This is a genomic window from Pseudomonas sp. TMW22080 (assembly GCF_022496745.1).
In the GTDB taxonomy this organism is placed as follows: Bacteria; Pseudomonadota; Gammaproteobacteria; order Pseudomonadales; family Pseudomonadaceae; genus Aquipseudomonas; species Aquipseudomonas bubulae.
This window is the reverse complement of the sequence record NZ_SCFF01000001.1, coordinates 1081799-1107684: the sequence shown is the minus strand read 5'-3', so window position 1 is coordinate 1107684 and position 25886 is coordinate 1081799. Positions and strand designations below refer to the sequence as shown.

21 protein-coding genes and 1 other RNA gene are annotated in these 25886 nt (G+C 59.0%); 12 read left to right on the top strand and 10 right to left on the bottom strand.

The window, feature by feature from the left end; genetic code table 11:
- Positions 1-25: 25 nt before the first annotated feature.
- Positions 26-355 carry a helix-hairpin-helix domain-containing protein gene (locus tag EQV96_RS04860; RefSeq protein ID WP_095002782.1) on the top strand — a complete coding sequence of 110 codons (330 nt, stop codon included), beginning with the start codon at positions 26-28 and terminating at the stop codon, positions 353-355.
- A gap of 63 nt (positions 356-418) precedes the next feature.
- Here the strand turns inward: EQV96_RS04860 and EQV96_RS04855 are convergent, their stop codons facing one another.
- Positions 419-982: a TetR/AcrR family transcriptional regulator gene (locus EQV96_RS04855; protein ID WP_095002781.1), complete on the bottom strand. Its 564-nt coding sequence runs from the start codon at positions 980-982 to the stop codon at positions 419-421.
- A gap of 137 nt (positions 983-1119) precedes the next feature.
- Positions 1120-1287, bottom strand: coding sequence for a DUF2897 family protein (locus EQV96_RS04850; RefSeq protein WP_095002780.1), 168 nt, complete (start codon positions 1285-1287; stop codon positions 1120-1122).
- Between the two features lie 230 nt (positions 1288-1517).
- Between EQV96_RS04850 and pyrF the strand changes: the two genes are divergently transcribed.
- Positions 1518-2216, top strand: a complete 699-nt coding sequence (gene pyrF, locus EQV96_RS04845) for an orotidine-5'-phosphate decarboxylase (protein ID WP_165446498.1) — start codon at positions 1518-1520, stop codon at positions 2214-2216.
- 125 nt (positions 2217-2341) lie between these two features.
- Here pyrF and EQV96_RS04840 read toward each other — a convergent pair whose 3' ends face one another.
- Positions 2342-3346: an NADP-dependent oxidoreductase gene (locus tag EQV96_RS04840; RefSeq protein ID WP_095002778.1), complete on the bottom strand. Its 1005-nt coding sequence runs from the start codon at positions 3344-3346 to the stop codon at positions 2342-2344.
- A 196-nt stretch (positions 3347-3542) separates the two neighbouring features.
- Here EQV96_RS04840 and EQV96_RS04835 point away from each other — a divergent pair, with 196 nt between their 5' ends.
- Entirely contained in the window at positions 3543-4304 is a 762-nt protein-coding gene (locus tag EQV96_RS04835; RefSeq protein WP_095020227.1) for an SDR family oxidoreductase, read from the top strand.
- 4 nt (positions 4305-4308) lie between these two features.
- Here the strand turns inward: EQV96_RS04835 and EQV96_RS04830 are convergent, their stop codons facing one another.
- Entirely contained in the window at positions 4309-5499 is a 1191-nt protein-coding gene (locus tag EQV96_RS04830) for a benzoate/H(+) symporter BenE family transporter (RefSeq protein ID WP_130871732.1), read from the bottom strand.
- Positions 5500-5726: 227 nt separating this feature from the next.
- On the opposite strand from EQV96_RS04830, the gene EQV96_RS04825 reads away from it, so the two are divergent.
- Entirely contained in the window at positions 5727-6494 is a 768-nt protein-coding gene (locus EQV96_RS04825; RefSeq protein ID WP_095002775.1) for a GntR family transcriptional regulator, read from the top strand.
- 111 nt (positions 6495-6605) lie between these two features.
- Here EQV96_RS04825 and guaD read toward each other — a convergent pair whose 3' ends face one another.
- Genes guaD through xdhA form a run of 4 tightly spaced genes read right to left on the bottom strand, consistent with a single transcriptional unit; the run spans position 6606 to position 12588 of the window.
- Entirely contained in the window at positions 6606-7904 is a 1299-nt protein-coding gene (gene guaD, locus EQV96_RS04820; RefSeq protein ID WP_240881482.1) for a guanine deaminase, read from the bottom strand.
- Positions 7905-7912: 8 nt separating this feature from the next.
- Positions 7913-8770, bottom strand: a complete 858-nt coding sequence (gene xdhC / locus EQV96_RS04815; protein ID WP_095020224.1) for a xanthine dehydrogenase accessory protein XdhC — start codon at positions 8768-8770, stop codon at positions 7913-7915.
- Positions 8763-11138, bottom strand: coding sequence for a xanthine dehydrogenase molybdopterin binding subunit (xdhB, locus tag EQV96_RS04810; RefSeq protein WP_153400289.1), 2376 nt, complete (start codon positions 11136-11138; stop codon positions 8763-8765). The genes xdhC and xdhB overlap by 8 nt, the downstream gene beginning before the upstream one ends.
- A complete protein-coding gene (gene xdhA / locus EQV96_RS04805; RefSeq protein ID WP_240881480.1) occupies positions 11131-12588 on the bottom strand; it encodes a xanthine dehydrogenase small subunit in 1458 nt (485 codons plus the stop codon). Before xdhA ends, xdhB begins: the two co-directional genes overlap by 8 nt.
- 224 nt (positions 12589-12812) lie before the next feature.
- On the opposite strand from xdhA, the gene EQV96_RS04800 reads away from it, so the two are divergent.
- The 8 genes from EQV96_RS04800 (at position 12813) to recR (ending at position 24312) form a co-directional block, all read left to right on the top strand.
- Complete coding sequence (locus EQV96_RS04800) at positions 12813-13472, top strand: GntR family transcriptional regulator (RefSeq protein WP_095002770.1); 660 nt, start codon at positions 12813-12815, stop codon at positions 13470-13472.
- A 2-nt stretch (positions 13473-13474) separates the two neighbouring features.
- Positions 13475-16963: a chromosome segregation protein SMC gene (gene smc / locus EQV96_RS04795; RefSeq protein ID WP_240881478.1), complete on the top strand. Its 3489-nt coding sequence runs from the start codon at positions 13475-13477 to the stop codon at positions 16961-16963.
- 258 nt (positions 16964-17221) lie between these two features.
- Positions 17222-18103 (top strand): cell division protein ZipA, encoded by an 882-nt coding sequence (gene zipA / locus EQV96_RS04790; protein ID WP_240881470.1) that lies wholly within the window; start codon positions 17222-17224, stop codon positions 18101-18103.
- Between the two features lie 95 nt (positions 18104-18198).
- Positions 18199-20559: an NAD-dependent DNA ligase LigA gene (gene ligA / locus EQV96_RS04785; protein ID WP_095002767.1), complete on the top strand. Its 2361-nt coding sequence runs from the start codon at positions 18199-18201 to the stop codon at positions 20557-20559.
- A gap of 245 nt (positions 20560-20804) precedes the next feature.
- An RNA gene (gene ffs, locus EQV96_RS04780) (signal recognition particle sRNA small type) lies at positions 20805-20901 on the top strand.
- A gap of 222 nt (positions 20902-21123) precedes the next feature.
- Complete coding sequence (dnaX, locus tag EQV96_RS04775; RefSeq protein ID WP_150627977.1) at positions 21124-23175, top strand: DNA polymerase III subunit gamma/tau; 2052 nt, start codon at positions 21124-21126, stop codon at positions 23173-23175.
- Positions 23176-23252: 77 nt separating this feature from the next.
- Entirely contained in the window at positions 23253-23591 is a 339-nt protein-coding gene (locus EQV96_RS04770) for a YbaB/EbfC family nucleoid-associated protein (RefSeq protein ID WP_095002765.1), read from the top strand.
- A 118-nt stretch (positions 23592-23709) separates the two neighbouring features.
- The gene (recR, locus tag EQV96_RS04765; protein WP_016780292.1) at positions 23710-24312 is read left to right on the top strand and encodes a recombination mediator RecR; all 603 of its coding nucleotides are present in this window, start codon (positions 23710-23712) and stop codon (positions 24310-24312) included.
- A gap of 121 nt (positions 24313-24433) precedes the next feature.
- Here recR and EQV96_RS04760 read toward each other — a convergent pair whose 3' ends face one another.
- Positions 24434-24979 carry an adenine phosphoribosyltransferase gene (locus tag EQV96_RS04760; RefSeq protein WP_095002764.1) on the bottom strand — a complete coding sequence of 182 codons (546 nt, stop codon included), beginning with the start codon at positions 24977-24979 and terminating at the stop codon, positions 24434-24436.
- 53 nt (positions 24980-25032) lie between these two features.
- Positions 25033-25767 (bottom strand): fumarate/nitrate reduction transcriptional regulator Fnr, encoded by a 735-nt coding sequence (gene fnr / locus EQV96_RS04755; protein ID WP_029611340.1) that lies wholly within the window; start codon positions 25765-25767, stop codon positions 25033-25035.
- Between the last annotated feature and the right edge of the window lie 119 nt (positions 25768-25886).

The following is a 25886-nucleotide window of genomic DNA, read 5'->3' as shown; positions in this document are numbered from 1 at the left end:
TTAACGATGTTATGGAGTGTCAATTATGCGTACTGCTTTTCTCTCTTCGATTTTCTTTGCCTTGATGGTAGGTGTTTCCAGTGTGGCCCATGCCGCACCTGCGGCCGGAGCAGTTGAACCGGTGGTTGCTGCGCCAGTAGTGCTGGATGCCAAAGTGGTGACGATTAATATCAATACCGCAGATGAGGCTACCCTGCAGCGTGAACTCTCTGGTGTAGGGGCTGTTAAAGCCAAGGCGATCGTGGCTTATCGCGAGGCCAATGGTGATTTTACTTCAGTCGATGAGTTGCTTGAGGTCAAAGGCATAGGCAAGGTTATTCTGGAGAGAAACCGCGACAAGATCGTAATCAGCTAAGCCAGGTAACAGAACGAAAAAAGCCAGTCATAGACTGGCTTTTTTGTGGCTGTCAGCAAGCGTTCAGGCATAAGGCGCTGACGACTTCAATGTACTGCGCGTGACTTCGAAAATCTTCTGTTTCAGTGCATCACTCTCTGCGCCGCGAGCCAGAACCAGTGCGCCTACCAGGGTAGCGAAAATCACGATGCTTTTGTCTTCAGTGTCTGACCCTTGCAGGGTCGCCTGGATCTGTTTGAGCCTGGCATCGATGACATGGTCGGTGGTGACACTTGCCTGGCCCTGTTGGGCCATTTCAGCGGACATGGTCGGCAACGGGCAACCCTCATGGGGGGAGGTCAGATGCCACTCAGACAAGTAAGCATCGATAAATGCGTGCAGGGGGTGGGGCTGGCTGAACAGTTCGGCGCAGATACCGTCAACCTGGTTGGCTGCGTGCTGCAAGGCTTTTTCTACCAGGTCGTTTTTGGATGAAAAATGAGCATAGAAACCACCGTGAGTAAGGCCCAGTGATTTCATCAGGGGTTGCAGGCCTGTGGCGCCAATACCGTGTCGTCGAAAGAGCCCGGATGCTTCTTTAACGATGCGCTGATGGGTTTGGGCTTTATGATCTTGTGAATAGCGCATGACAGGTGTCTCTTTATGCAATGGACCATCATAGCGTCGACCTTCAAACAGATGCAGTGGTTAATCATGCAACTGTTTGTAGGTTTTTCCTCACCGATGCTCATTCCTTGGCATGCAGGCCCTGAGCGCTTGTCTGACTACCTGTCTTTTGATTCCTTGGCGTCCATTTCGGCATTGCGTTCGGCAACACGTTTGCGTTGCTCATCGGTCAGTTCAACTTTATTGGCTGTGTCACGTAGTGTCATCAGGGCGCCTACAATGACACCGATAGCGACGACGAGAATTAACCAAGCATACCAAGGCATAGAGTGTTCTCCGTGTTGAGTGCAGCACAGGGCAGGGGTTGCGCTGTGTGCTGCTGTTTATCCTGTTAAGTGAGTAAGTGTTGATTGCTTTCAGTGTAGGCCGGTTATTCAGTCATGTGCGGTATAAGCTTGGTAAAGACTAAAATCGTGTATTTGCGATCATCGGGTGCCGGTAAGCGGCTGGTTCCGCTACAATGCGCGCCGATTTCGACCAGCCTGAGAACCCGCTAATGTCCGACTGCCAGACTCCTATTATCGTCGCCCTGGATTTCCCGACCCGTGACGCCGCATTGAAACTGGCTGATCAGTTGGACCCCAAGCAGTGCCGTGTCAAGGTGGGCAAAGAGCTGTTCACCAGTTGCGCTTCGGAAATCGTCGGTACTTTGCGCGACAAGGGTTTTGAAGTATTTCTGGACCTGAAGTTCCACGATATCCCCAATACCACGGCAATGGCGGTCAAGGCCGCAGCTGAAATGGGCGTATGGATGGTTAACGTTCACTGTTCGGGCGGCTTGCGCATGATGGCCGCTTGCCGCGAAGTACTCGACAAGCGCACCGGCCCGCAGCCGTTGCTGATTGGCGTGACCGTGTTGACCAGCATGGAGCGTGAAGACTTGGCCGGTATTGGCCTGGATATTGAGCCTCAGGAGCAAGTGTTACGCCTGGCAGCCCTGGCCGACAAGGCCGGTATGGATGGCCTGGTGTGTTCGGCCCTGGAGGCGCAAGCGCTGAAGGCCGCGCACCCGGGTCTGCAACTGGTAACCCCGGGGATTCGTCCTGCGGGCAGTGCGCAGGACGATCAGCGTCGTATCCTGACGCCTCGCCAGGCACTGGATGCAGGTTCTGATTATCTGGTAATCGGGCGCCCGATCAGCCAGGCAGTGGATCCGGCCAAGGCACTCGCTGCCGTGGTAGCTGAGCTGGCTTAAGGCTGTTTGCCACCGTTTTGATTCGGCAATCGCGGGCAAGCCCGCGATTGCCGCGCCGCGGTCTGCCTTGACAGGCCGCGGTGCCTGTATTGCGAGCAAGTCCGCTGCCACCTGTATGTGGTGTGTCAGACCTTCAACACCAGCTTGCCGTGATTTTCCCCGCTGAACAGCTTCGCCAGGCTTTCCGGGAAGCTTTCCAGGCCTTCAACAATATGCTCTTTGCTTTTCAACTGGCCCTTGAGCAGCCAGCCCGCCATCTCTTGTCCGGCTGCTGCATAGCGATCGGCATAGTCCATTACCACAAAGCCTTCCATGCGGGCGCGATTGACCAGCAGTGACAAGTAGTTGGCCGGACCTTTAACGGCTTCCTTGTTGTTGTATTGGCTGATGGCTCCGCAGATGATGACCCGCGCCTTGAAATTCAAACGGCTCAATACGGCGTCGAGAATATCGCCGCCCACGTTGTCGAAAAACACATCTACACCCTTGGGGCATTCGCGTTTGAGGCCTGCGAGCATATCTTCGTTCTTGTAGTCGATTACACCGTCAAAGCCGAACTCCTCGACCAGCCGCTTACATTTCTCTTGGCCGCCGGCAATGCCTACCACGCGGCAGCCTTTCAACTTGGCGATTTGCCCGGCAATGCTGCCAACAGCACCCGCTGCGCCGGAAATCACCACGGTGTCTCCTGTTTTCGGTGCGCCGACGTCCAGCAGGGCGAAGTAGGCCGTCATGCCCGTCATGCCCAGTGCGGACAGATACACGGGCAGCGGTACCAGTTTCGGGTCGACCTTGTAGAAACCCCGTGGCTCACCGGTGAAGTAATCCTGCATTCCCAGGGCACCGTTGACGTAATCCCCCACAGCAAAGCCCGGGTGGGCGCTGGCAATCACCTTGCCCACTCCCAGGGCGCGCATCACATCACCCAGCGCTACCGGCGGAATATAGGACTTGCCTTCGTTCATCCAGCCACGCATGGCCGGGTCGAGGGACAAGTATTCATTTTTGACCAGGATCTGGCCGTCCTTGGGCTGTACTACGGGCACTTGCTGGAAGGTGAAGGTATCGCGGGTTGCTGCACCGACTGGACGTTTGGCGAGCAGGAATTGGCGGTTTGTCTGGTCAGTCATTGCTATAACTCTTTAGAGATTGATGGCTGTTGATAGACCTTCTCACGCTACAGGGCAAGTGAATACGCGCTTACGAATAGGTTTTTATCAGTGATGGTGATGGTTGTAGGCAGTCTTTTATCACTCGGATAAATAGGCGGATGGCCGTGCCCGAACGTTTCGGGGGTACAGATGCACTCTGCTGAGGGTTAAGACGATGGGCATGACGTTTACGGGGCAAGTGGCTGTAGTGACAGGGGGCGGGGCCGGTATCGGGAGGGCCACGGCGCTGGCATTTGCCGGCGAGGGTTTGAAGGTGGTGGTGGCCGATCGGGATGTGGCAGCGGGTGAAGACACTGTCGAGCAGATAAGGACTGCGGGCGGCAGTGCTGTTTTCGCAGGCTGCGATGTCACTGTAGAGGCGCAGGTCAGGCAACTGATGGAGCAGACAATCAGCACCTACGGGCGTCTGGACTATGCCTTCAACAATGCCGGGATCGAGATCGAGCATGGTCGCCTGGCCGACGGTACCCTGGATGAGTTCGATGCGATCATGGGGGTAAACGTCAAGGGCGTTTGGCTGTGCATGAAATATCAGCTGCCATTGATGCTGGCCCAAGGTGGCGGGGCGATCGTCAATACTGCCTCGGTGGCCGGACTGGGCGCCGCGCCAAAGATGAGCATTTACTCGGCGTCCAAACATGCGGTGATCGGGCTGACCAAATCGGCAGCCATTGAGTATGCGAAAAAGCATATTCGGGTGAACGCGGTGTGCCCGGCGGTCATCGATACCGATATGTTCCGCCGCGCTTATGAGGTCGACCCGCGCAAGGCTGAATTTGCCGCCGCGATGCACCCGGTGGGGCGTATCGGCACGGTCGAAGAAGTTGCCAGCGCCGTGCTGTACCTGTGCTCGGATGGCGCAGCATTTACCACAGGCCATGCGCTGGCGGTCGATGGCGGGGCACTGGCGATCTGATAGCTCAGCGTGATTTGACGTTCAGGATCATCAGGGTCAGTACGCCCGCAACAATGCCCCAGAAAGCCGAGCCAATTGAAAACAGGGTCATGCCCGATGCGGTGACCATAAAGGTCACCAGGGCAGCTTCACGCTCCCTGGCTTCGCCCATGGCAATACTCAGCCCGTTCATGATCGAGCCGAACAGTGCCAGTGCGGCAATCGACAGCACCAGTTCCTTGGGCAATGAGGCGAACAGGGCGGCCAGGGTGGCGCCGAATATGCCGGCGATGCCATAGAAAATTCCGCACCACACGGCTGCGGTGTAGCGTTTTTTCGGGTCTTCGTGGGCATGGGGGCCGGTGCAGATGGCGGCACTGATGGCTGCCAGGTTGATGCCGTGGGAACCGAAGGGGGCGAGCAGCAAGGAGGCTACCCCGGTGGTGGTGATCAGCGGCGAGGCGGGCACGTCATAACCATCGGCCCGCAGTACGGCGATGCCCGGCATGTTTTGCGAGGTCATGGCCACCACAAACAGCGGGATGCCGATGCTGATGGTTGCCGCCAGCGAAAAGGACGGCGTGGTCCACACCGGCACGGCCACTTCAAGGGAAAAACCGCTGAAGTCCAGCAGCCCAAGCATGCCCGACAGCAGGGTGCCGATCAGCAGCGCCGCCAGTACGGCGTAGCGGGGTGACAGGCGCTTGACGATCAGGTAGGTGAAAAACATGCCGATCACCAAGCCGGTGCGATGTTGCGCCGCGACGAAGATTTCGCTGCCGATTTTAAACAGGATGCCCGCCAGCAACGCGGCGGCCAGGGATGAGGGGATGCGCTTGACCAGGCGCTCAAAACTGCCGGTGATGCCACAGATGATCACCAGTACCGCGCAGGTGATATAGGCGCCGATGGCCTCGCCGTAACTGACGCCGCCAAGGCTGGTGATCAGCAGTGCCGCCCCCGGTGTGGACCAGGCGATGGTGATCGGTGTGCGATAACGCAAAGACAAGCCTATGCTGCAAACAGCCATGCCGATCGACAGTGCCCAGATCCATGATGAAATCTGCCCGCTGGTAAGTCCCGCTGCCTGACCCGCCTGGAACATCAGGACCAGGGAGCTGGTGTAGCCGGTCATCATGGCGATAAAGCCTGCGACCACCGCCGAGGGCGAGGTGTCTGCCAGTGGATGCAAGCGCGGCTGCGGGGTGTCGGTCATGGAACGGTCTTCCTTGTGTGCTATAGGAGTTCGGGCAGGCGACAAGCCTAAACGTAAAGGTTGCATCTAGTTGCGATACAGCAGGGTTCGTAAACGACCGTACAGTCGTACTGGCACTCTGCTTTGTGTACAATGCGCCCTGTTTTTTGCATTAATTTCTGGTCGGTGACACCCGTTTACGTACTAGCGTAATCCCTTATTCGCCGCCGCTTCCCACACGAGTGCCCATGAACGAACAGTTGCAGCCTCTCAAGAAACAACCCCGCGCTGGCAAGGCCGGCCGCAGTGGAACCCAGGACGATATTGTCTATGCGCATATTTTCGAGGCGATCCTTGAACAGCGTCTGGCGCCTGGCACCAAGTTGAGTGAAGAGGCTCTGGGCGAAATCTTTGGCGTGAGCCGCACCATTATTCGTCGCGCCCTGTCGCGTCTGGCCCATGAAGGGGTTGTGCTGCTGCGCCCTAATCGTGGTGCAGTGGTGGCGAGCCCTAGCGTAGAAGAAGCGCGCCAGGTGTTTCTGGCCCGGCGACTGGTTGAAAAGGCCATTACCGAGCTGGCGGTGGTGCATGCTACGGCTGATGATCTGGCGCAACTGCGCAAGATGGTGCAGGACGAGCGCGACAGTTTTTCGCGGGGCGATCGGGGTGCGGGTATTCGCCTGTCGGGCGAGTTCCACCTGAAGTTGGCTGAAGCGGCGAAGAATGCGCCGCTGATCAGCTTTCAGCGCAGTCTGGTGTCGCAAACGTCGTTGATTATTGCCCAGTACGAGAGCGGCAACCGTTCGCACTGTTCTTATGACGAGCACATGCAATTGATCGATGCCATCGAAGCCCGTGATGCCGGCCAGGCCGTGCACCTGATGATGCATCACATGGATCACATCGACAGCAAGCTCAACCTTGACGAAGAAAGCGCCTCTGACGACTTGCACGCGGTGTTTTCGCACTTGCTGCAAACCAAGGGCAAAAGCCCTCGGCCTGCTGCCAAGCTTTAAGCCTCGGCTGCTCTTGTGGGAGCGGGCTTGCCCGCGATGCAGGCGACGCGGTGCTTCAGTTAAACCGCACCGATAACCTCGCGAGCAAGCCCGCTCCCACAAGGGAAATTATCAGCGCTGATGCACCAGATTGCCTGCGGCATAGGTTTGCTGCACGGTACGGTCATCCCCAAGGGTCATCAATACAAACAGCGTCTCGGCGATGTTTTTTGACTGCTTGAGGCGATAGCTCATCAGTGGTGTAGCGTTGTAGTCCAGCACCAGGAAGTCAGCGTCGCTGCCCGGTTGCAGATTGCCGATCCTGTCTTCCAGGCGCAGTGCCCGCGCCCCGCCCAACGTAGCCAGATACAACGACTTGAACGGATTGAGGCGTGCACCCTGCAGTTGCATGACCTTGTAGGCTTCGTTCAGGGTGTTGAGCAGCGAGAAGCTGGTACCTGCACCCACGTCTGTGCCCAGCCCCACATTGAGCTTGTGCTTTTCGGCCATCGGCAGGTTGAACAGGCCGCTGCCCAAAAACAGGTTGGAAGTCGGGCAGAACGCCACTGCCGAACCGGTCTCGGCGAGTCGCGCACATTCCTCGTCACACAGATGTACACCGTGGGCAAATACAGAGCGCTCGCCCAGCAACTGGTAGTGGTCGTACACATCCAGATAGCCTTTGCGCTCAGGGAACAGCGACTTGACCCACTCGATTTCCTGAAGGTTCTCGCTGATATGGGTGTGCAGATACACATCCGGGTATTCGCCCAGCAGCTTGCCGGCCAGGGTCAATTGCTCCGGGGTGCTGGTCGGCGCGAAGCGCGGGGTGACGGCGTAATGCAGGCGGCCCTTACCGTGCCAGCGCTCGATCAGTGCCTTGCTTTCGCTGTAGCCGGTTTCGGCGGTATCGGTCAGATAGTCTGGGGCGTTGCGGTCCATCATCACCTTGCCGGCGATCAGACGCAGGTCCAGGTGCTGTGCGGCCTCAAACAGGGCATCCACCGATTGCGGGTGTACGCTGCCGAAGACCAGGGCGGTGGTGGTGCCGTTGCGTAGCAGTTCCTTCAGGAATACGTCAGCAACTTCGTCAGCATGGGCCTTATCGGCGAACTGGTTTTCGCACGGGAAGGTGTAGGTGTTGAGCCAGTCGAGCAGTTGCTCGCCGTAGGCGCCAATCATCCCGGTTTGCGGGAAATGGATATGGGTATCGATAAAGCCGGGGGTGATCAGTGCGTCTTTGTACTCGGTCACAGCAACGTCGGCGGCCAGTGTGCCAAGCAGTTCGCTGGCCGGGCCAACAGCCTTGATCTGGCCGTTGTCGACCACCAGCAAGCCGTCTGCGAAATATTCATAGGAGGCTTCGATCCCGACTTCGGCGGGGTCGGCGATGCTGTGCAAAATGGCGGCGCGATAGGCTTTACAAGTCATGGCAATTCTCAGTGTGTGGCATGGCTGCGTCGTGAAGACGGCAACAATTGTTTAATGGATTCAGATGACGCGCTGTCGGCGCTCGCAGTGTGCTGGCCGAAATGAGTGTTGTAGGTGGCGATGATTTCGCCGGCGATGGAGATCGCGATTTCAACAGGCAATTTGCCTTTGACTTCGCTCAAACCCATCGGGCAACGCATGCGCTGCAAAGGTGAAGCGTCGATACCGCGCTCACGCAGGCGATGTTCGAACTTCACGCGTTTGGTTTTCGAACCAATCAAGCCGAAGTAGGTAAAGTCGTTGCGTTTAAGCAGGGCGGCGCTGAGCTCCAGGTCCAGGGCGTGATTATGCGTCATGACGATGCAGTAGCAACCCGCAGGCAGGGCATCGACTTCATCTACCGGTTCGTCGGTAACGATTTTTTCCACGCCTTGAGGGATAAGTGTCGGGAATTCCTGCTCCCGCGAGTCGATCCAGCGCACCCGGCACGGCAGGCTGGCGAGCAGGGGTACCAGGGCTCGGGCCACGTGCCCTGCGCCAAACACCGCAATCTGAGCCTGCACCTTGCCCATCGGTTCGAACAGCAGCACGGCCACCCCGCCGCAACACTGGCCCAGGCTGGCGCCGAGGCTGAAGCGCTGTAGAAGGGTATCGTGCTTGCCGCTGCTGAGCATCTGACGGGCAATTTCCATTGCCTTGTACTCCAGATGACCGCCACCAATGGTGTCGAAGATTTTATCTGCACAAATGACCATCTTCGAACCGGTATTGCGCGGGGTAGAGCCTTGCTCTTCGATGATGGTCACCAGCACGCAGGGTTCGCCTTGCTGCTGCAACTCGGCCAGGGCACTGATCCAGTTATTCATGCTGATCTCCCGACAGGCTTTTGCGCATTTGCTCACAACCCCACAGCACCCGCTCCGGGGTGGCCGGGGCGTCAATCGCAGGTTGCACGCGGTAGTCGGCCAGGCTCGCCACCGCGTCCTTGATCGCGCACCATGCGGCGATGCCGAGCATAAATGGCGGTTCGCCCACGGCCTTGGAGTGGAACACGGTGTCTTCGGGGTTCTTGCGGTTTTCCACCAGGGTTACGCGCAGGTCCAGCGGCATGTCTGCCACCGCGGGGATCTTGTAGCTGGCCGGGCCGTTGGTCATCAGCTTGCCCTTGGCATTCCACACCAGTTCCTCCATGGTCAGCCAGCCCGCCCCCTGTATATACCCGCCTTCGACCTGGCCGATGTCGATGGCCGGGTTCAGCGAGGCACCGACATCATGGAGGATATCGGTACGCAACATTTTGTATTCGCCGGTCAGGGTGTCGACGATCACCTCGGCGCAGGCGGCGCCAAAGGCAAAGTAATAAAACGGCCGACCACGTGCCTGAGTGCGGTCATAAAAAATCTTCGGGGTTTTGTAGTACCCGGTGCTCGATAACGACACCTGGCCGAAATAGGCCTGCTGGATCAGGCTTTCAAAACTGATGATCTGCTCGCCAGCCTGCACCTGGCCGTTATGGAAGATCACCGCCCGTTGCTCGACCTGATATTTGTCGGCAGCAAATTCAACAAGTCGCTGCTTGATGGTTTCGGCTGCGTTTTGCGCGGCCTTGCCATTGAGGTCGGCACCGCTGGACGCTGCAGTAGGCGAGGTATTTGGCACTTTGTCAGTGTTGGTTGCGGTGATCTGGATGCGGCTGATATCCACCTGGAACACTTCGGCGACCACCTGCGCGACCTTGATATTCAGGCCCTGGCCCATCTCGGTGCCGCCGTGGTTGAGGTGGATGCTGCCATCGGTATAAATATGGATCAGGGCGCCGGCCTGGTTGAGGAAGCTGGCGGTAAAGGAGATGCCGAATTTGACCGGGGTCAGCGCCAGGCCTTTTTTCAGGATCGGACTGCTGGCGTTGAACGCCTTGATCGCTTCCCGGCGCTCGGTGTACTGGCTGCTGGCCTCAAGGTCGGCGGTCATTTCTTGCAGCAGGTTGTGTTCCACGGTCTGGTAGTAGTGGGTCACGTTGCGTTCGGTTTTGCCGTAGTAATTGGCCTTGCGTACGGCCAGCGGGTCGAGGCCCAGATGGCGGGCGATACGGTCCATGACCTCTTCGATGGCGACCATGCCTTGCGGGCCGCCAAAGCCGCGATAGGCCGTGTTGGAAGCCGTGTTGGTTTTACAGCGATAACCATTGATCGTCGCGTCGCCCAGATAATAGGCGTTGTCGGCGTGGAACATGGCGCGGTCGACAATGGAGTTGGACAAGTCCGGCGAACAGCCACAGTTGCCCGCCAGGTCCAGCTGGATGCCCTGCAAGCGGCCGCTGGCGTCGAAACCGACGTCATATTCGATATAAAACGGGTGGCGCTTGCCGGTCATCAGCATGTCTTCGACCCGCGGCAGGCGCATCTTGGTCGGTTGCCCGGTGAGGCGAGCCACCACTGCGCACAGGCAGGCGGGGCTGGCGGCCTGGGTCTCCTTGCCGCCAAAGCCGCCGCCCATGCGGCGCATATCGACAACGATCTTGTTCATTGAAACATCAAGGACTTCTGCCACCAGCTTCTGCACTTCGGTAGGGTTCTGCGTGGAGCAGTAAACGATCATCCCGCCGTCTTCGGTAGGCATGACCGATGAGATCTGGGTCTCGAGGTAAAAGTGCTCCTGCCCGCCAATATGCAGGCTGCCCTGCAGGCGATGTTCGGCCCCGGCCAGTGCGCCGGCAGAGTCGCCGCGTTGATGGGTGTGGGTATCGAGCACAAAGTGCTTCTGGCGCAGGGCCTGAACCACGTCCAGCACCGGCTCCAGGTCTTCGTATTCGATAATGGCAGCCATTGCCGCCTTGCGCGCGGTGTCCAGGTCGCAAGCGGCCACTGCCAGTACGGGCTGGCCGACAAACTCCACCTTGTCGATGGCCAGCAGCGGATCGCCGGGCAGTAGCGGGCCAATGTCCTTCAGACCGGGGATATCTTCGTGGGTGATCACCAGGCGCACGCCTGCGAAGGCGTAGCAGGGCGTGGTGTCGACACGCAGGATTCTGGCGTGGGCGCGGTCGGACAGGCGTGCGAAAAGGTGCAACTGGTTGGGGAATTCCAGGCGGTCATCGATATACTGCGCTTCGCCGCTGACATGTTTTTCGGCACTGTCATGCTTGACGCTGCGACCCACACCGGTTTTCAAGTCCTGCTGGAAGAGTGCGGCCAGCTCGGCCTGGGTTGGGGCAACCTTGTGATGGTTAGACATAAGCTGTTACCCGCGTCTCGAGATGTGGCGTTTGCAGTTCGATAAAGTATTTGCGTAACAGGTTCTGCGCACTCAGCAGACGGTATTCCTTGCTGGCGCGAAAGTCCGAGAGCGGGGTGAAGTCGCTTGCCAGTGCAGCGCAGGCGCGCTCGATGCTGGCGCTGTTCCAGTTTGCGCCGAGCAATGCGGCTTCGCAGGCGGCGGCGCGTTTGGCGATGGCCGCCATGCCGCCGAATGCCACGCGGGCACCGGTCACCACGCCGTTGTCGATGTGCAGGTTGAACGCTGCGCACACGGCGCTGATGTCGTCATCCAGGCGCTTGGAGATTTTATAGGCGCGAAATGCATGGCTGGGGTCGGCGCGAGGGATGATGATTTTTTCGATAAATTCGCCTTCCTGGCGTGCCGTCACCCGGTAGTCGATGAAGTAATCCTCGATCGCCAGGGTGCGCAGGGTTTGCCCTTTGCGCAGTACCAGTTGTGCGCCGAGGGCAATCAGCAGCGGTGGCGAGTCGCCAATGGGCGAGGCATTGCCGATGTTGCCGCCCAGGGTGCCCTGATTGCGGATTTGCAGGGAGGCGAAGCGTTGCAGCAATTCGCCGAAGTCCGGGTACTCGGCCTTGAGCGTGCCGTAGGCGTCTGTCAGCGACACCGCCGCGCCGATTTCAATACGGTCATCAAAGCGCTCGATGTGCTTCATTTCGGCCACGTTGCCGACGTAGATCATGACCGGCAGCGGGCGATGAAACTGGGTCACCTCAAGCGCCAGGTCGGTACCGCCGGCTAGCAGGCGGGCCTGGGGTTGGGATTCGTACAGCTGGGCCAGGTCGCTGATGGTCATGGGCAGCAGGCAGCGCTTGTCGCCGCTGTTCAGTTCGCCGGTTTGGGTCGGGGTGATGGTCTTGAGCAGGGCAATGGTCGCGCTCTGGTGTGTATCGAACTGATCCAGTTGTTGCCCGCTGCAAGCCTGTTCGGCAGCCGCCAGAATAGGGCGGTAGCCGGTGCAGCGACAGAGGTTGCCCGCCAGGGCTTCATGGGCCAGATGGCCATCAGGCTGGCCCGTGCTGTTTTTTTGCAGGGCGAACAGTGACATCACAAATCCCGGCGTGCAAAACCCGCACTGTGAGCCGTGGCAGTCGACCATCGCCCGCTGCACGCTGTGCAACTGCCCCTGGTGCTTGAGGTCTTCGATGCTGATCAGTTGCTTGCCGTGCAAAGCCGAGACAAATGTCAGGCACGAATTGAGGCTGCGATAGCGCAGCCGTTCAAGGCCTTCAGCGTCGGTGTGAAGTTCGCCGACAACCACGGTACAGGCCCCGCAGTCGCCGCTGGCGCATCCTTCTTTGGTACCAGGCTTGTGCAGGTGTTCACGCAGGTAATTGAGCACGGTCAGATTCGGGTCCAGCGTGTGCTCGGTGCGCAGCGTCTGGTTGAGTAGGAACTGGATCACGGAAGGCCTCGCATAATCATTATTGTTGTAACGCGGGATGCACTGAATTTAGCTAAAGCTGACCTGCGGGTCAAGAAATAGCGATCGGTAATCCCTGTGATTGATAACCGGGGGATTTATTTGCGGGTTTCGTGCCATATTCAGCCCCTGAGGCTCTGCGCGAGGGCATATCAAGTGCGTTACACTGCACCGCCTGCACTGATCAAAGATTTTGAAGGTAAAACATGACGTTCAAGGCGCCGGACAGCCTCGCCGAGCAAATCGCTCACCACCTCGCCGAACGCATCATTCGCGGCGAGTTAAAGCCTGGGGAACGCATTCAGGAACAGAAAGTGACGCTGGCGCTGAATGTCAGTCGCGGCTCTGTGCGCGAAGCATTGTTGATCCTTGAGCGTCGGCACCTGATCGCCATCCTGCCGCGTCGTGGCGCCCATGTGACCGAACTTACGGCGCACAAGGTGCAGAGCCTGTGCACGCTGATGAGCGAAATGTACATCCTGCTCGGCAATGCCGTAGCCCAGCGCTGGGCAGTTCCGGCCGATCTGGGGCCGTTCTTGCAGATCCAGCAGCGCCTGGCCGCCAGCTACGAACGCCAGGACATCAGCACCTTCGTTGAAGACAGCTTCAATGTGATGCGTGCAGCGTACCCGTTCGCCGACAACCCCTATTTGCAGGAAACCGTCGAGAACCTGCACCCGGCCATGAGCCGTGCCTATTACCTGGCACTGGACCAGCGCAAGGCGGAAATGAGTGAGTTCCTGGCGTTGTTTGCGCAGTTGCTCGACGCCGTGCTGGCGCGTGACCTGGCGCAGATTCGCGTGGTGCTGAGCAGCTATGCCCAGCGCAGTTGTGCCCTGGTGCTGTCTGCCTTGACGGTTGCCTGAGCGTGCGCCTGACCTGTATCAAGCTAGCCGGCTTCAAGTCCTTTGTTGACCCGACAACCGTTACCTTTCCAAGCAATATGGCGGCGGTGGTAGGCCCCAACGGCTGTGGCAAGTCCAATATCATCGATGCCGTGCGCTGGGTCATGGGCGAAAGCTCGGCCAAGAACCTGCGCGGCGAGTCGATGACCGACGTTATCTTCAACGGCTCCACCACGCGCAAACCGGTGAGCCAGGCCAGTATCGAACTGGTCTTCGACAACTCCGACGGCACGCTGCTGGGCGAGTATGCGGCCTACGCCGAGATCTCCATTCGGCGCAAGGTGACCCGCGACAGCCAAACCACTTACTACCTCAATGGTACCAAGTGCCGGCGTCGTGATATTACCGATATCTTCCTCGGCACGGGCCTGGGGCCGCGCAGCTACTCGATCATCGAGCAGGGCATGATCTCCAAGCTGATCGAGTCCAAGCCCGAAGACCTGCGCAACTTTATCGAAGAAGCGGCGGGCATCTCCAAGTACAAGGAGCGCCGCCGCGAGACTGAAAACCGTATCCGCCGTACCCACGAAAACCTTGCCCGTCTGACTGACCTGCGCGATGAGCTGGGGCGTCAGCTGGAGCGTTTGCACCGCCAGGCCCAGGCCGCCGAGAAATATCAGGAATACAAGGCCGAAGAGCGTCAGCTCAAGGCCCGGCTGTCGGCTCTGCGCTGGCAGGCCCTGAATGAGCAGGTGGGGCAGCGCGAAGCGGTCATCGGTAATCAGGAAGTCAGTTTCGAAGCCCTGGTGGCCGAGCAGCGCAATGCCGATGCCAGCATCGAACGCCTGCGTGACGGGCACCATGATCTGTCAGAGCGCTTCAATCTGGTGCAGGGGCGCTTCTATTCGGTAGGGGGCGATATTGCCCGGGTCGAGCAGAGCATTCAGCATGGCCAGCAACGTTTGCGCCAGTTGCAGGATGACCTGCGCGAAGCCGAGCGCTCGCGCCTGGAAACCGAATCCCATCTGGGGCATGACCGCACCTTGCTGGCGACTCTGGCTGAAGAGCTGCACATGCTTGAGCCCGAGCAGGAACTGACCAGCGCGGCCGCCGAAGAGGCTGCCGCTACTCTGGAAGTGGCCGAGCAGACCATGCATGGCTGGCAGGAACAGTGGGACATTTTCAACCTTCGCTCGGCCGAGCCGCAGCGCCAGTCCGAAGTGCTGCAAGCCCGTATCCAGCAGCTGGAAACCAGTATGGAGCGCGTGGCGGAACGTCAGCGCCGCCTGGCTGAAGAGCGTGCCTTGCTGGCCGCAGACCCTGAAGATGCGGCCATTCTGGAGCTCAGTGAGCAACTGGCCAGCAGCGAAATGGCCCACGAAGAGCTGCAGGCCAGTGAGCAGCAACTGGTCGAGCAGCTCGAGCAAGTGCGTCACGACTTGCAACAGGCCACGCAGAACCAGCAGCAGGCCCAGGGCGAGCTGCAGCGCCTCAACGGTCGTCTGGCATCGCTGGAGGCCTTGCAGCAGGCTGCGCTTGATCCGGGTACCGGTACTGGCGAATGGTTGCTCGATCAGCAGCTTGCCGAGCAGCCACGACTGGCAGAAGGCCTGCGCGTAGAGGCTGGCTGGGAGCTGGCGGTAGAGACCGTGTTGGGGGCTGATTTGCAGGCCGTACTGGTCGAGGATTTTGCCCGGCTGGATCTGGCAGGGTTTGCCCAGGGTGATTTGCGCCTGTTCAGTGATGCAGGGCAGGCCCCTCGCTTGGCGGGCAGCCTGCTTGACAAGGTCACGGCCGATTTTGATCTGGCGCCGTGGCTGGGCCAGGTCAAACCGGTCGAAACACTGGAGCAGGCACTGGCCTTGCGTGCTCAACTGGCCGAGGGCCAGAGCCTGATCAGCCGTGATGGCTATTGGGTCGGGCGCAACTTCCTGCGGGTGCGCCGCGCCAGTGAAGCCGAAAGCGGGGTGCTGGCCCGGGGCCAGGAAATCCAGCGCCTGGGGCTTGAGTGCGAAGAGCGTGAAGCCACCCTGGCGGCCCTGGAGGAACAACTACAAAGCATGCGTGAGCAACAGCGTATGCAGGAAGACTCTCGTGAGCAGCTTCGCCGTCGCTTGCAGGATGAAGCTCGCCACCAGGGTGAGATCAAGGCCAAGCTCTCCGCCAGCAAGGCCAAGGTCGAGCAATTGACCTTGCGCCGCCGCCGTCTGGACGAAGAACTGGCCGAGTTGGGTGAGCAGCGCGCCCTGGAGCATGAGCAGGTAGGGGAGGCGCGCCTGCTGTTGCAGGATGCCCTGGATGCCATGGCCACCGATACCGGGCAGCGCGAGCTGTTGCTGGCCCGTCGCGACAGTCTGCGCGAGCAGTTGGACCGGGTGCGTCAGGATGCTCGACAACATAAAGACCACGCCCACCAGTTGGCTGTCCGCCTGGGGTCGCTCAAGGCGCAGCATGATTCCACCCGCCAGGCTCTTGAGCGCCTGGAAATGCAGGCCGAGCGCCTGGCTGAAAAGCGCGAACAGCTGACCCTCAATCTGGAGGAGGGCGAAGCGCCGCTGGAAGAGTTGCGCCTCAAGCTTGAAGAGTTGCTCGACAAGCGCATGAGCGTGGATGAAGAACTCAAGATTGCCCAGACCGCGCTCGAAGATGCCGATCGCGAATTGCGCGATGCCGAAAAACGCCGCAATCAGGCTGAGCAACAATCGCAATTGATTCGTGGCCAGCTCGAACAGCAGCGCATGGAGTGGCAGGCCTTGAGCGTGCGTCGTACTGCGTTGCAGGATCAGTTGCTGGCCGATGGCTATGACCTGCACGGGGTGCTGGCCACCCTCGATGCCGAGGTCAACGAGCAGCAGGCCGAAGAAGAACTGGAGCGTATCGCTGCGCGAATTCAGCGCCTGGGCGCGATCAACCTTGCAGCCATTGATGAGTATCAGCAGCAGTCGGAGCGCAAGCGCTATCTGGATGCTCAGGATGCCGATCTGGTCGAGGCACTCGATACCCTGGAAAACGTCATCCGCAAGATCGACAAAGAGACCCGCAGCCGCTTCAAGGACACCTTTGATCAGATAAATGGTGGATTACAGGCACTTTTCCCAAAAGTTTTCGGTGGCGGCAGCGCTTATTTGGAACTGACGGGCGAAGATCTACTCGATACAGGGGTGACCATCATGGCGCGTCCGCCGGGCAAGAAGAACAGCACGATCCATTTGCTGTCCGGTGGCGAGAAAGCCTTGACGGCCCTGGCGCTGGTTTTTGCCATTTTCAAGCTCAACCCGGCGCCGTTTTGCATGCTCGACGAAGTCGATGCACCGCTTGATGACGCTAACGTAGGCCGCTATGCACGCTTGGTAAAGGAGATGTCGCAGACCGTGCAATTTATCTATATCACTCACAACAAGATCGCCATGGAGATGGCGGATCAGTTGATGGGGGTGACGATGCATGAGCCGGGCTGTTCACGTCTTGTAGCGGTTGATGTTGAGGAGGCAATGGCAATGGTCGATGCTTGAGCTATAAGCATGTAGGACGATTTTTTTCTTCTTGTAAGAAAAATTTCAAGCATTTGACCGATATGACGTGTAGGTCGAAGGCAGCATGGGCCTAGCTCAATGCGACAGACGGTGTAAAGTTATCTTTGGTCGTGTTAATTTAATGTCTAATTTTTTTGTACGTGGGTAAAACGCCATTCAGAACATAGAGTTGGCGCCACGTTTTAAAGGGCTTTAGGCTCTTCTTCATAGAATCATTTTTTAGGGGCAAGGGATTACATGGAAATCGGTCTGCGCGAATGGCTGATAGTCATCGGCATAGTGGTAATCGCCGGTATTCTTTTTGATGGCTGGCGCCGCATGCGTGGTGGCAAAGGCAAGCTCAAGTTTCGACTTGATCGCAGTTTTTCCAATGCCCCTGACGACGAGCACAGCCCTGAGTTGTTGGGCCCGTCACGGGTGCTGGATACGCCAACCCATAAAGAGCCGCAACTTGATGAGCACGACTTGCCATCGATCAGCATGCCTGCACGGGACAAAGGTGCCAAGCGCGGCAAGCGTGGTGGTGAGCCGAGCCAGGGTGACCTGAACCTTGATCTTGAACTGGATGAAGGCCCGAGCATCAGCGCCCGTGATGATGATCATGTAGCGCCAGTCAAGCCGGCGCGTGGTCGTGCCAAGCCGAGCGTAGCGGACGTTGAAGTCAAGGAGCCTGCACCGCAGCAGGCCGCCGAAGAAGTGCTGGTGATCAGCGTGATCAGCCGTGACCCGGCAGGCTTCAAAGGTCCGGCACTGTTGCAGAACATCCTCGAAAGCGGTTTGCGTTTTGGCGAGATGGATATTTTCCATCGCCACGAAAGCATGGCCGGTAATGGCGAAGTGCTGTTCTCCATGGCCAATGCGGTGAAACCGGGTGTATTCGACCTGGATGATATTGACCTGTTCAGTACGCCAGCTGTCAGCTTTTTCCTTGGTTTGCCCGGCCCGCGCCATCCCAAGCAGGCTTTTGATGTGATGGTTGCCGCTGCACGCAAGCTGTCCCAGGAGCTCAATGGTGAGCTTAAAGATGACCAGCGCAGTGTGTTGACGGCCCAGACTATCGAGCATTACCGCCAGCGCATCGTTGAATTCGAGCGCCGTGCCCTGACTCAAAAACGCTGAACATGTGGGGGCGGCTTGCCTGCTCCACCCACATGCAGCATGAATAACACAAGGAGCAGCCTCGGCTGCTCTTTTGCTTTGTGAGAGAACACCCCATGACCGCCGCCAATACCCGCATTCTAGAGCTGCGCGCTGAACTGGATCAGCATAATTACCGCTACCATGTACTCGACGAGCCAAGCATTCCGGACGCCGAGTACGATCGCCTGTTCCGCGAGCTGAAGGCCCTGGAGGCCGAACATCCTGAGCTGGTGACCGCCGACTCGCCCACTCAGCGCGTTGGCAGCGCAGCCTTGTCTGCCTTTACTCAAGTGCGTCACGAAGTGCCCATGCTGAGCCTGGGTAACGCATTCGATGAAACCGATATGCGCGAATTCGATCGCCGTGTCAGCGAGGGCCTGGATCTGCCCGCGGGCGATCTGTTTGGTGGCGGCGCTGAAGTTGAATACAGCTGTGAGCCCAAGCTGGACGGGCTGGCAGTCAGCTTGTTGTACCGGGATGGCAGCCTGGTGCGTGGTGCCACGCGGGGTGATGGCACTACCGGTGAAGACATCAGCGTCAACGTACGCACCGTGCGTAATATTCCGCTCAAGCTGCATGGCAGCGGCTGGCCAGCGGTACTGGAAGTGCGTGGCGAAGTGTTTATGTCCAAGGCCGGCTTTGAGCGTCTTAATGAGTCTCAGCTGGCTGCTGGCGGCAAGACCTTTGCCAATCCGCGCAACGCAGCGGCGGGCAGCTTGCGTCAGCTGGATTCGAAGATCACGGCCAGTCGCCCGCTGGAATTTTGCTGCTACGGTCTGGGGCAGGTCTCTGAAGAGTTTTCGGACACCCATATCGGCAACCTCAAACAATTGCAGCAATGGGGCATGCCCATCAGTCATGAGCTGAAGCTGGCAAAGGGGATAGCCGAGTGCCTGGACTATTACCGTGATATCGGTGAGCGTCGTGCTTCCTTGCCCTACGAGATCGACGGAGTGGTGTTCAAGGTCAACAGCCTGGCGTCGCAGCGCGAGCTGGGCTTTCGTGCGCGTGAACCGCGCTGGGCCATCGCGCACAAGTTTCCGGCCATGGAGGAACTGACCGAGTTGCTGGATGTTGAGTTTCAGGTCGGACGCACCGGTGCAGTAACGCCCGTGGCGCGTCTCAAACCGGTCAAGGTGGCCGGGGTGACCGTATCCAATGCCACCCTGCACAATATGGATGAAGTGGCGCGGCTGGGCCTGATGATTGGCGATACCGTGATTATTCGCCGTGCTGGTGATGTTATCCCGCAGGTTGTGCAGGTGGTGCTGGAGCGTCGCCCTGAAGATGCCCGGCCGGTGCAGATCCCTGAAAGCTGTCCGGTGTGCGGCTCCCACGTTGAGCGCACGCAGCTGATCAAGCGCAGCAAGGGCCGTGAAACCGTCAGCGAAGGTGCGGTGTACCGCTGTGTCGGCCGGCTGGCCTGTGGTGCCCAGCTTAAACAGGCGATCATTCATTTTGTTTCGCGCCGGGCGATGGACATTGAAGGCCTGGGGGAAAAAAGTGTCGAGCAGTTGGTCGATGAGGGCCTGGTGAGTTCGCCGGCAGACCTCTATACCCTGCAGTTCGAGCAGATCGTCGATCTCGAAGGCTTTGCCGAGCTGTCGAGCAAGAACTTGCTGCAGGCCATCGCCGACAGCAAGCGTCCGACGTTGGCGCGTTTTATCTACGCATTGGGCATTCCCGATGTGGGCGAAGAGACTGCCAAGGTGCTGGCGCGTTCATTGGCCTCCCTGGAGCGTGTGCAGCGGGCCTTGCCGCAAGTGCTTACCTACCTGCCGGACGTGGGGCTGGAAGTGGCGCACGAGATTCATAGTTTCTTCAGTGACGCACACAACCAGCAGGTGATTGATCAACTGCTGGAGCGTGGTCTTGAGTTGCAGGATCAAGGTGAGCTGGGTGCCGAGTTTGCCGCCAGCACAACCTTGGGCGGGTTGATCGACAAGTTGCATATTCCTTCGGTGGGGCCGGGCGGGGCGCAAAAACTGGCCGACAGGTTTGGCTCCCTTGAAGGGGTGATCACTGCAGACTGGCTCGATATGCGCCAGGCCTTGCCGGAAAAACAGGCCAAGGCGGTACGCGAGTTCTTCGATAACCCTGAAAATGCCCGTATGGCGCTGGCAATCGAAGCGCAACTGCGTGATTTCGGCATGCACTGGCACAGCGAGAAAAAGGCCGTGGAAGGTTTACCGCTGGCAGGCCAGACCTGGGTGTTGACCGGCTCGCTGGAATTAATGAGTCGCGATGTGGCCAAGGACAAGCTGGAAAGTCTGGGGGCCAAGGTTTCGGGCTCGGTGTCGGGCAAGACCCATTGCGTCGTAGCGGGGCCGGGAGCAGGCTCCAAGCTGGCCAAGGCCAACGAGCTGGGGCTCAAGGTGCTGGATGAAGAAGCCTTTGTCGCGTTTTTGAGCGAACAGGGTATTTCGATTCCGTAATGGCTGTGGCAGCGGGCTTGCTCGCGATGCAGGCGACGCGGTGTCTCAGTTGAGCCGCGCAGAAGCCATCGCGAGCAAGCCCGCTCCCACAAATGACCTGTGCCGGGTTGCGAGGCGGTGTTTCAACCCGAATCCAAGTGCTTGAGCCCATTCATTTTTTTATTCTTGCCGCAGCGGTTGTAAGTTTTTCTCAGACAGGTACAATGGCGCCGTTCGCTGCTAAGCGGATGTTGTTATGGTGACCCTATCGGTCCCCCCGCAACGATTACCCGTGAACCTGGTCAGATCCGGAAGGAAGCAGCCACAGCGGGAACATTGTGTGCCGGGGTGTGGCTGGTGGGGTTGCCTCCATTTTAAACCCGCAGTTCTGTCGGGTTCGAACCAAACTCCAAATCTTGCAGTCAAGCCTTGTTCGACGGTCAAAAGACCGGGCGATGATTTTCTGTGCGTGGGTAAAAAGGTCTATGCCAAGGCTGCGCGCAGTTAAACGTGCGCATCGGATGCAATTTTGCCCTTGCTCCGCTAGCATTAGCCCCCTCCGCTTTTCTGACGCGACGGTTATCAATGAGTTATCAGGTTCTTGCACGTAAATGGCGTCCGCGCTCGTTCCGCGAAATGGTCGGCCAGACCCATGTGCTCAAGGCTCTGATCAATGCCCTGGACAGTCAGCGCCTGCACCACGCTTACCTTTTCACCGGTACCCGTGGCGTCGGCAAGACCACCATTGCGCGGATCATCGCCAAATGCCTGAACTGTGAAACAGGTATCACCTCGACTCCCTGTGGCGAGTGCTCCGTGTGCCGTGAAATCGATGAGGGGCGCTTTGTCGACCTGATCGAAATCGACGCCGCCAGCCGCACCAAGGTCGAGGACACCCGCGAACTGCTCGACAACGTGCAGTACGCGCCGAGCCGCGGGCGCTTCAAGGTCTACCTGATCGACGAAGTGCACATGCTCTCCAGCCATTCGTTCAATGCGCTGCTCAAGACCCTTGAAGAGCCGCCGCCTTACGTCAAGTTCATCCTCGCGACCACCGACCCGCAGAAATTGCCGGCCACGATCCTGTCGCGCTGCCTGCAGTTTTCGCTGAAGAACATGACACCCGAGCGCGTGGTCGAGCATTTGACCCACGTTCTCAGTGTCGAAAACGTGCCGTTTGAAGATGATGCGCTGTGGCTGCTCGGTCGCGCCGCCGATGGCTCGATGCGTGATGCCATGAGCCTCACCGATCAGGCCATTGCCTTCGGTGAGGGCAAGGTACTGGCGGGTGATGTGCGGGCGATGCTTGGTACGCTGGATCACGGTCAGGTGTTCGACCTGTTGCACGCCTTGATCGAAGGTGATGCCAGGGCCATGCTCGAGGCCGTTCGCCATCTGGCCGAGCAGGGCCCGGACTGGAATGGCGTGCTGTCCGAGATCCTCAACGTCTTCCATCGCGTGGCCATTGCCCAGGCGCTGCCCGAAGGCGTCGATAATGGTCACGGCGACCGCGATCGCGTCTTGGCCCTGGCCAAGGCATTGCCTGCCGAAGATGTGCAATTTTATTACCAGATGGGCCTGATTGGCCGGCGCGATTTGCCGCTGGCGCCAGACCCGCGTGGTGGCTTTGAAATGGTCCTGCTGCGAATGCTGGCCTTCCGCCCGGCAGACACCGGCAACGCGCCGAGTCAGCCGCTAAAGCCAGTGGGGATCAGCCAGGCCACAGTTGATTCCGCCCCAACCGTGGCGGCCACGTCCCCTGTCGAGCCAGTGCTGGCCGCGCCGGCACCGGTTGCAGTGCAACCGGTACCGCCTGTGGTCGAAGCGGTTGCCGAGCCTGTGCAGGCGCCCAAGGCTCCGTCAGTGGCGGAAAAGGACTTGCCCTGGAACGAGCCGGCTGCCCCGGTGATCGAGGTCAAGGTTGCGCCCGAGTCGGTACTGGACACCGTTGGCGAGCCTCCTGAGTTGCCGCCGATGCCGCTGCCGACGCCGGACAGTGTGGTGCCGGATGCGCCGGAGTGGATCGCGGCGCCGCTTCCAGAGCCGACCGTCGAGCAGGTGGACGCAGCGGTGTCGGGCATGGATCGTGACGACGAGCCGCCCCTGGACGAAGACTACATTGAGCCGGACATGGATTCGGCGGCCTACAGCTACCTCGACGAGCTGGCCAGTGAGCATGCCAGCGAGCCTGCGCCTGCGCCCGAACCGCTGCCTGCGGCGATGCCGGCGACCGGTCTGGCCCTTGAATGGCTGGAGATGTTCCCCAAATTACCGGTGTCGGGCATGACCGCCAGCATTGGCGCCAACTGCACGCTGATTGCGGTTGACGGTGATGACTGGCTGTTGCATCTGGACCCGGCCCACAGCGCGTTGTTCAACCTGACCCAGCAGCGTCGACTCAACGATGCACTGAACCAGTTCACTCAGCGTACACTCAAAGTCACGATTGAGCTGGTCAAGCCGGAGCAGGAAACCCCGGCCCAGGCGGCTTCGCGTTTTCGCGCAGAGCGCCAGCGTCTGGCCGAAGAGTCGATCCATGCCGACCCGGTGGTCCGGCAGATGGTCGAGCAGTTCGGTGCGGCCGTACGCGAAGATACGATTCAACCTTTAGAGGTGGCTCAGGCTCAAGTGTCGTAACGCCAGAGCAGAAACTTACAGCCCGCAGTCGTTTTGATTGCGGGTGCATTGTCCAAATAACGTTTGAGGTGATTCCCATGATGAAAGGTGGCATGGCCGGCCTGATGAAGCAGGCGCAGCAGATGCAGGAAAAAATGGCCAAGATGCAGGAAGAGCTGGCCAATGCTGAAGTCACCGGCAAGGCGGGTGGCGATATGGTCACTGTGGTCATGACCGGCCGTCATGACGTCAAGCGGGTGAGCATTGACCCGACTTTGCTGGAAGGTGTGAGCGAAGACGACCGCGAAGTGCTGGAAGACCTGTTCGCCGCAGCGGTCAACGACGCCGTGCGCAAGATCGAAGCCAACAGCCAGGACAAAATGTCTGGTGTGACCGCCGGCATGCAACTGCCGCCGGGCATGAAGATGCCGTTCTAAGGCATGCTGAAATGCCAGGCCATGAGCCTGGCATTTTTTTGCCTGTTTTACGGGTATTTGACGCTAGCTCACACCGAGGGTATAAACCGCGTCTCGTTGTTTTGTCGGACCTTTCCTTATGAGCTTTAGCCCTCTGATTCGCCAACTGATCGATGCCTTGCGTACCTTGCCGGGCGTGGGTCAAAAGACCGCCCAGCGCATGGCGTTGCAATTGCTTGAGCGTGATCGCAGTGGCGGCTCGCGCCTGGCCCTGGCGCTGACTCAGGCGATGGAAGGCGTGGGGCATTGCCGTTTGTGCAGAACCCTGACCGAAGATGATCTGTGCCCGCAGTGTGCCGATGTGCGCCGGGATGACACCTTGCTGTGCGTGGTCGAGGGGCCGATGGACGTGTATGCCGTGGAACAGACCGGTTATCGCGGCCGTTACTTTGTGCTCAAGGGGCATTTGTCGCCGCTCGATGGTTTAGGCCCTGAGGCGATAGGCATTCCGCAATTGATGGCGCGTATTGCAGAGCAGGGTACGTTTGCGGAGGTGATCCTGGCCACCAATCCAACGGTTGAGGGCGAGGCCACTGCGCATTACATCGCCCAGTTGCTGAGCAACAAAGGCCTGATAGCGTCGCGTATCGCCCACGGTGTGCCGCTGGGTGGCGAGCTGGAACTGGTGGATGGCGGTACTTTGGCGCACTCGTTCTCGGGGCGTCGGCCGATTACGCTCTGATTGCGATTGCAGGGGAGAGGGGACTCCTGTGGGAGCGGGCTTGCTCGCGATGCAGGCACCGCGGTATTCAGTTGAACCGCGCTGATGCCATCGCGAGCAAGCCCGCTCCCACGTGTCGGTATTACTCGGTCAACGAAAATTCCGTCAGACAGAAAGTAGGCACACCCAAATCCTGCAAGCGCTGCGAACCGCCCAGTTCGGGCAGGTCGATAATGGCCGCTGCTTCAAACACCTGCGCACCCATGCGTCGCACCAGGTTAGCTGCCGCAATCAGCGTGCCGCCCGTAGCAATCAGGTCATCGACGATCAGCAGCGAGTCGCCCTCGCACAGGCTGTCGGCGTGAACCTCCAGAAACGCTTCGCCATATTCCGTCTGATAGCCTTCGGCCAAAACGTCTGCGGGCAATTTGCCCTGTTTGCGAAACAGGATCAGCGGTTTATTGAGCTGGTGGGCCAGTACCGAGCCGATCAGGAAGCCGCGGGCATCCATGGCGCCGATATGGCTGAAGTCAGCCTCGACGTAGCGCTCGATAAAGCTGTCGGCGATCACGCGCATGGCGCGGGGCGACTGGTAGAGGGGGGTGATGTCGCGAAAGATGACGCCCGGCTTGGGGAAATCAATAACCGGGCGAATCAGGGTTTTGAGGCAAAAATCGTCGGAGACCATATCGGGCTGTCCTGGGGAGCGTTAAGCGCGCCAGTATAACCCGTCAGGCCGTGTCAAACCTCCAGCGAACCACCGGCCAGGGCACACAGCTTGATCGGGTCAAGAATATGCACTTCCTTGCCTTCGGCAGTGATCAACTGGTTTTCCTGCAGGCGGGTAAACACGCGGGACACGGTTTCAACGGCCAGGCCCAGGTAATTGCCGATTTCGTTGCGCGACATGCTCAGGCGGAACTGATTGGCCGAGAAGCCGCGAGCACGAAAACGCGCTGACAGGTTGACCAGGAACGTGGCGATACGTTCGTCGGCGGTTTTTTTCGACAGCAGCAACATCATTTGCTGATCGTCGCGGATTTCGCGGCTCATTACACGCATCAGCTGGCGACGCAGTTGCGGCAGTTGCACGGAGAGTTCGTCGAGACGTTCGAAAGGGATTTCGCATACCGGTGTAGTCTCTAGCGCCTGGGCCGATACCGGGTAGGTTTCAGTGTCCATACCCGACAGGCCGACCAGTTCGCTGGGCAGGTGGAAGCCGGTAATTTGCTCTTCACCGTTGTCGCTCAGGCTAAAGGTTTTCAGTGCGCCGGAACGTACCGCGTAAACCGAGCCAAACGTGTCGCCCTGGCGGAACAGGAACTCGCCTTTTTTCAGTGGGCGGCCGCGCTTGACGATTTCTTCCAGCGCATCCATGTCTTCCAGGTTCAACGAAAGTGGCAAACAGAGTGGGGCCAGGCTGCAATCCTTGCACTGTGCCTGAGTGTGAGCGCGCACTTTTACTGGCTCGGACATTTCTTAAATCCTTGTAGGAAAACACACATAAGATGCAAGGGTAACCCAGCGTGGGGGGGCTAGACCAGCCGCACCATGCCAGGGCACTCATCTCATGCTGTAGAGGTCGTGTTTGCGAC

Excerpts from the sequence above, each read along its gene's own strand:
- guaD (WP_240881482.1), bottom strand. The coding sequence starts at position 7,904 with ATGACTTGTAAAGCCTATCGCGCCGCCATTTTGCACAGCATCGCCGAC.
- zipA (WP_240881470.1), top strand. The coding sequence starts at position 17,222 with ATGGAAATCGGTCTGCGCGAATGGCTGATAGTCATCGGCATAGTGGTA.
- EQV96_RS04830 (WP_130871732.1), bottom strand. The coding sequence starts at position 5,499 with ATGACCGACACCCCGCAGCCGCGCTTGCATCCACTGGCAGACACCTCG.
- ligA (WP_095002767.1), top strand. The coding sequence starts at position 18,199 with ATGACCGCCGCCAATACCCGCATTCTAGAGCTGCGCGCTGAACTGGAT.
- EQV96_RS04835 (WP_095020227.1), top strand. The coding sequence starts at position 3,543 with ATGGGCATGACGTTTACGGGGCAAGTGGCTGTAGTGACAGGGGGCGGG.
- EQV96_RS04840 (WP_095002778.1), bottom strand. The coding sequence starts at position 3,346 with ATGACTGACCAGACAAACCGCCAATTCCTGCTCGCCAAACGTCCAGTC.
- EQV96_RS04825 (WP_095002775.1), top strand. The coding sequence starts at position 5,727 with ATGAACGAACAGTTGCAGCCTCTCAAGAAACAACCCCGCGCTGGCAAG.
- fnr (WP_029611340.1), bottom strand. The coding sequence starts at position 25,767 with ATGTCCGAGCCAGTAAAAGTGCGCGCTCACACTCAGGCACAGTGCAAG.
- EQV96_RS04760 (WP_095002764.1), bottom strand. The coding sequence starts at position 24,979 with ATGGTCTCCGACGATTTTTGCCTCAAAACCCTGATTCGCCCGGTTATT.
- dnaX (WP_150627977.1), top strand. The coding sequence starts at position 21,124 with ATGAGTTATCAGGTTCTTGCACGTAAATGGCGTCCGCGCTCGTTCCGC.
- EQV96_RS04855 (WP_095002781.1), bottom strand. The coding sequence starts at position 982 with ATGCGCTATTCACAAGATCATAAAGCCCAAACCCATCAGCGCATCGTT.
- EQV96_RS04800 (WP_095002770.1), top strand. The coding sequence starts at position 12,813 with ATGACGTTCAAGGCGCCGGACAGCCTCGCCGAGCAAATCGCTCACCAC.
- recR (WP_016780292.1), top strand. The coding sequence starts at position 23,710 with ATGAGCTTTAGCCCTCTGATTCGCCAACTGATCGATGCCTTGCGTACC.
- xdhC (WP_095020224.1), bottom strand. The coding sequence starts at position 8,770 with ATGAATAACTGGATCAGTGCCCTGGCCGAGTTGCAGCAGCAAGGCGAA.
- xdhB (WP_153400289.1), bottom strand. The coding sequence starts at position 11,138 with ATGTCTAACCATCACAAGGTTGCCCCAACCCAGGCCGAGCTGGCCGCA.
- EQV96_RS04770 (WP_095002765.1), top strand. The coding sequence starts at position 23,253 with ATGATGAAAGGTGGCATGGCCGGCCTGATGAAGCAGGCGCAGCAGATG.
- EQV96_RS04860 (WP_095002782.1), top strand. The coding sequence starts at position 26 with ATGCGTACTGCTTTTCTCTCTTCGATTTTCTTTGCCTTGATGGTAGGT.
- EQV96_RS04850 (WP_095002780.1), bottom strand. The coding sequence starts at position 1,287 with ATGCCTTGGTATGCTTGGTTAATTCTCGTCGTCGCTATCGGTGTCATT.
- pyrF (WP_165446498.1), top strand. The coding sequence starts at position 1,518 with ATGTCCGACTGCCAGACTCCTATTATCGTCGCCCTGGATTTCCCGACC.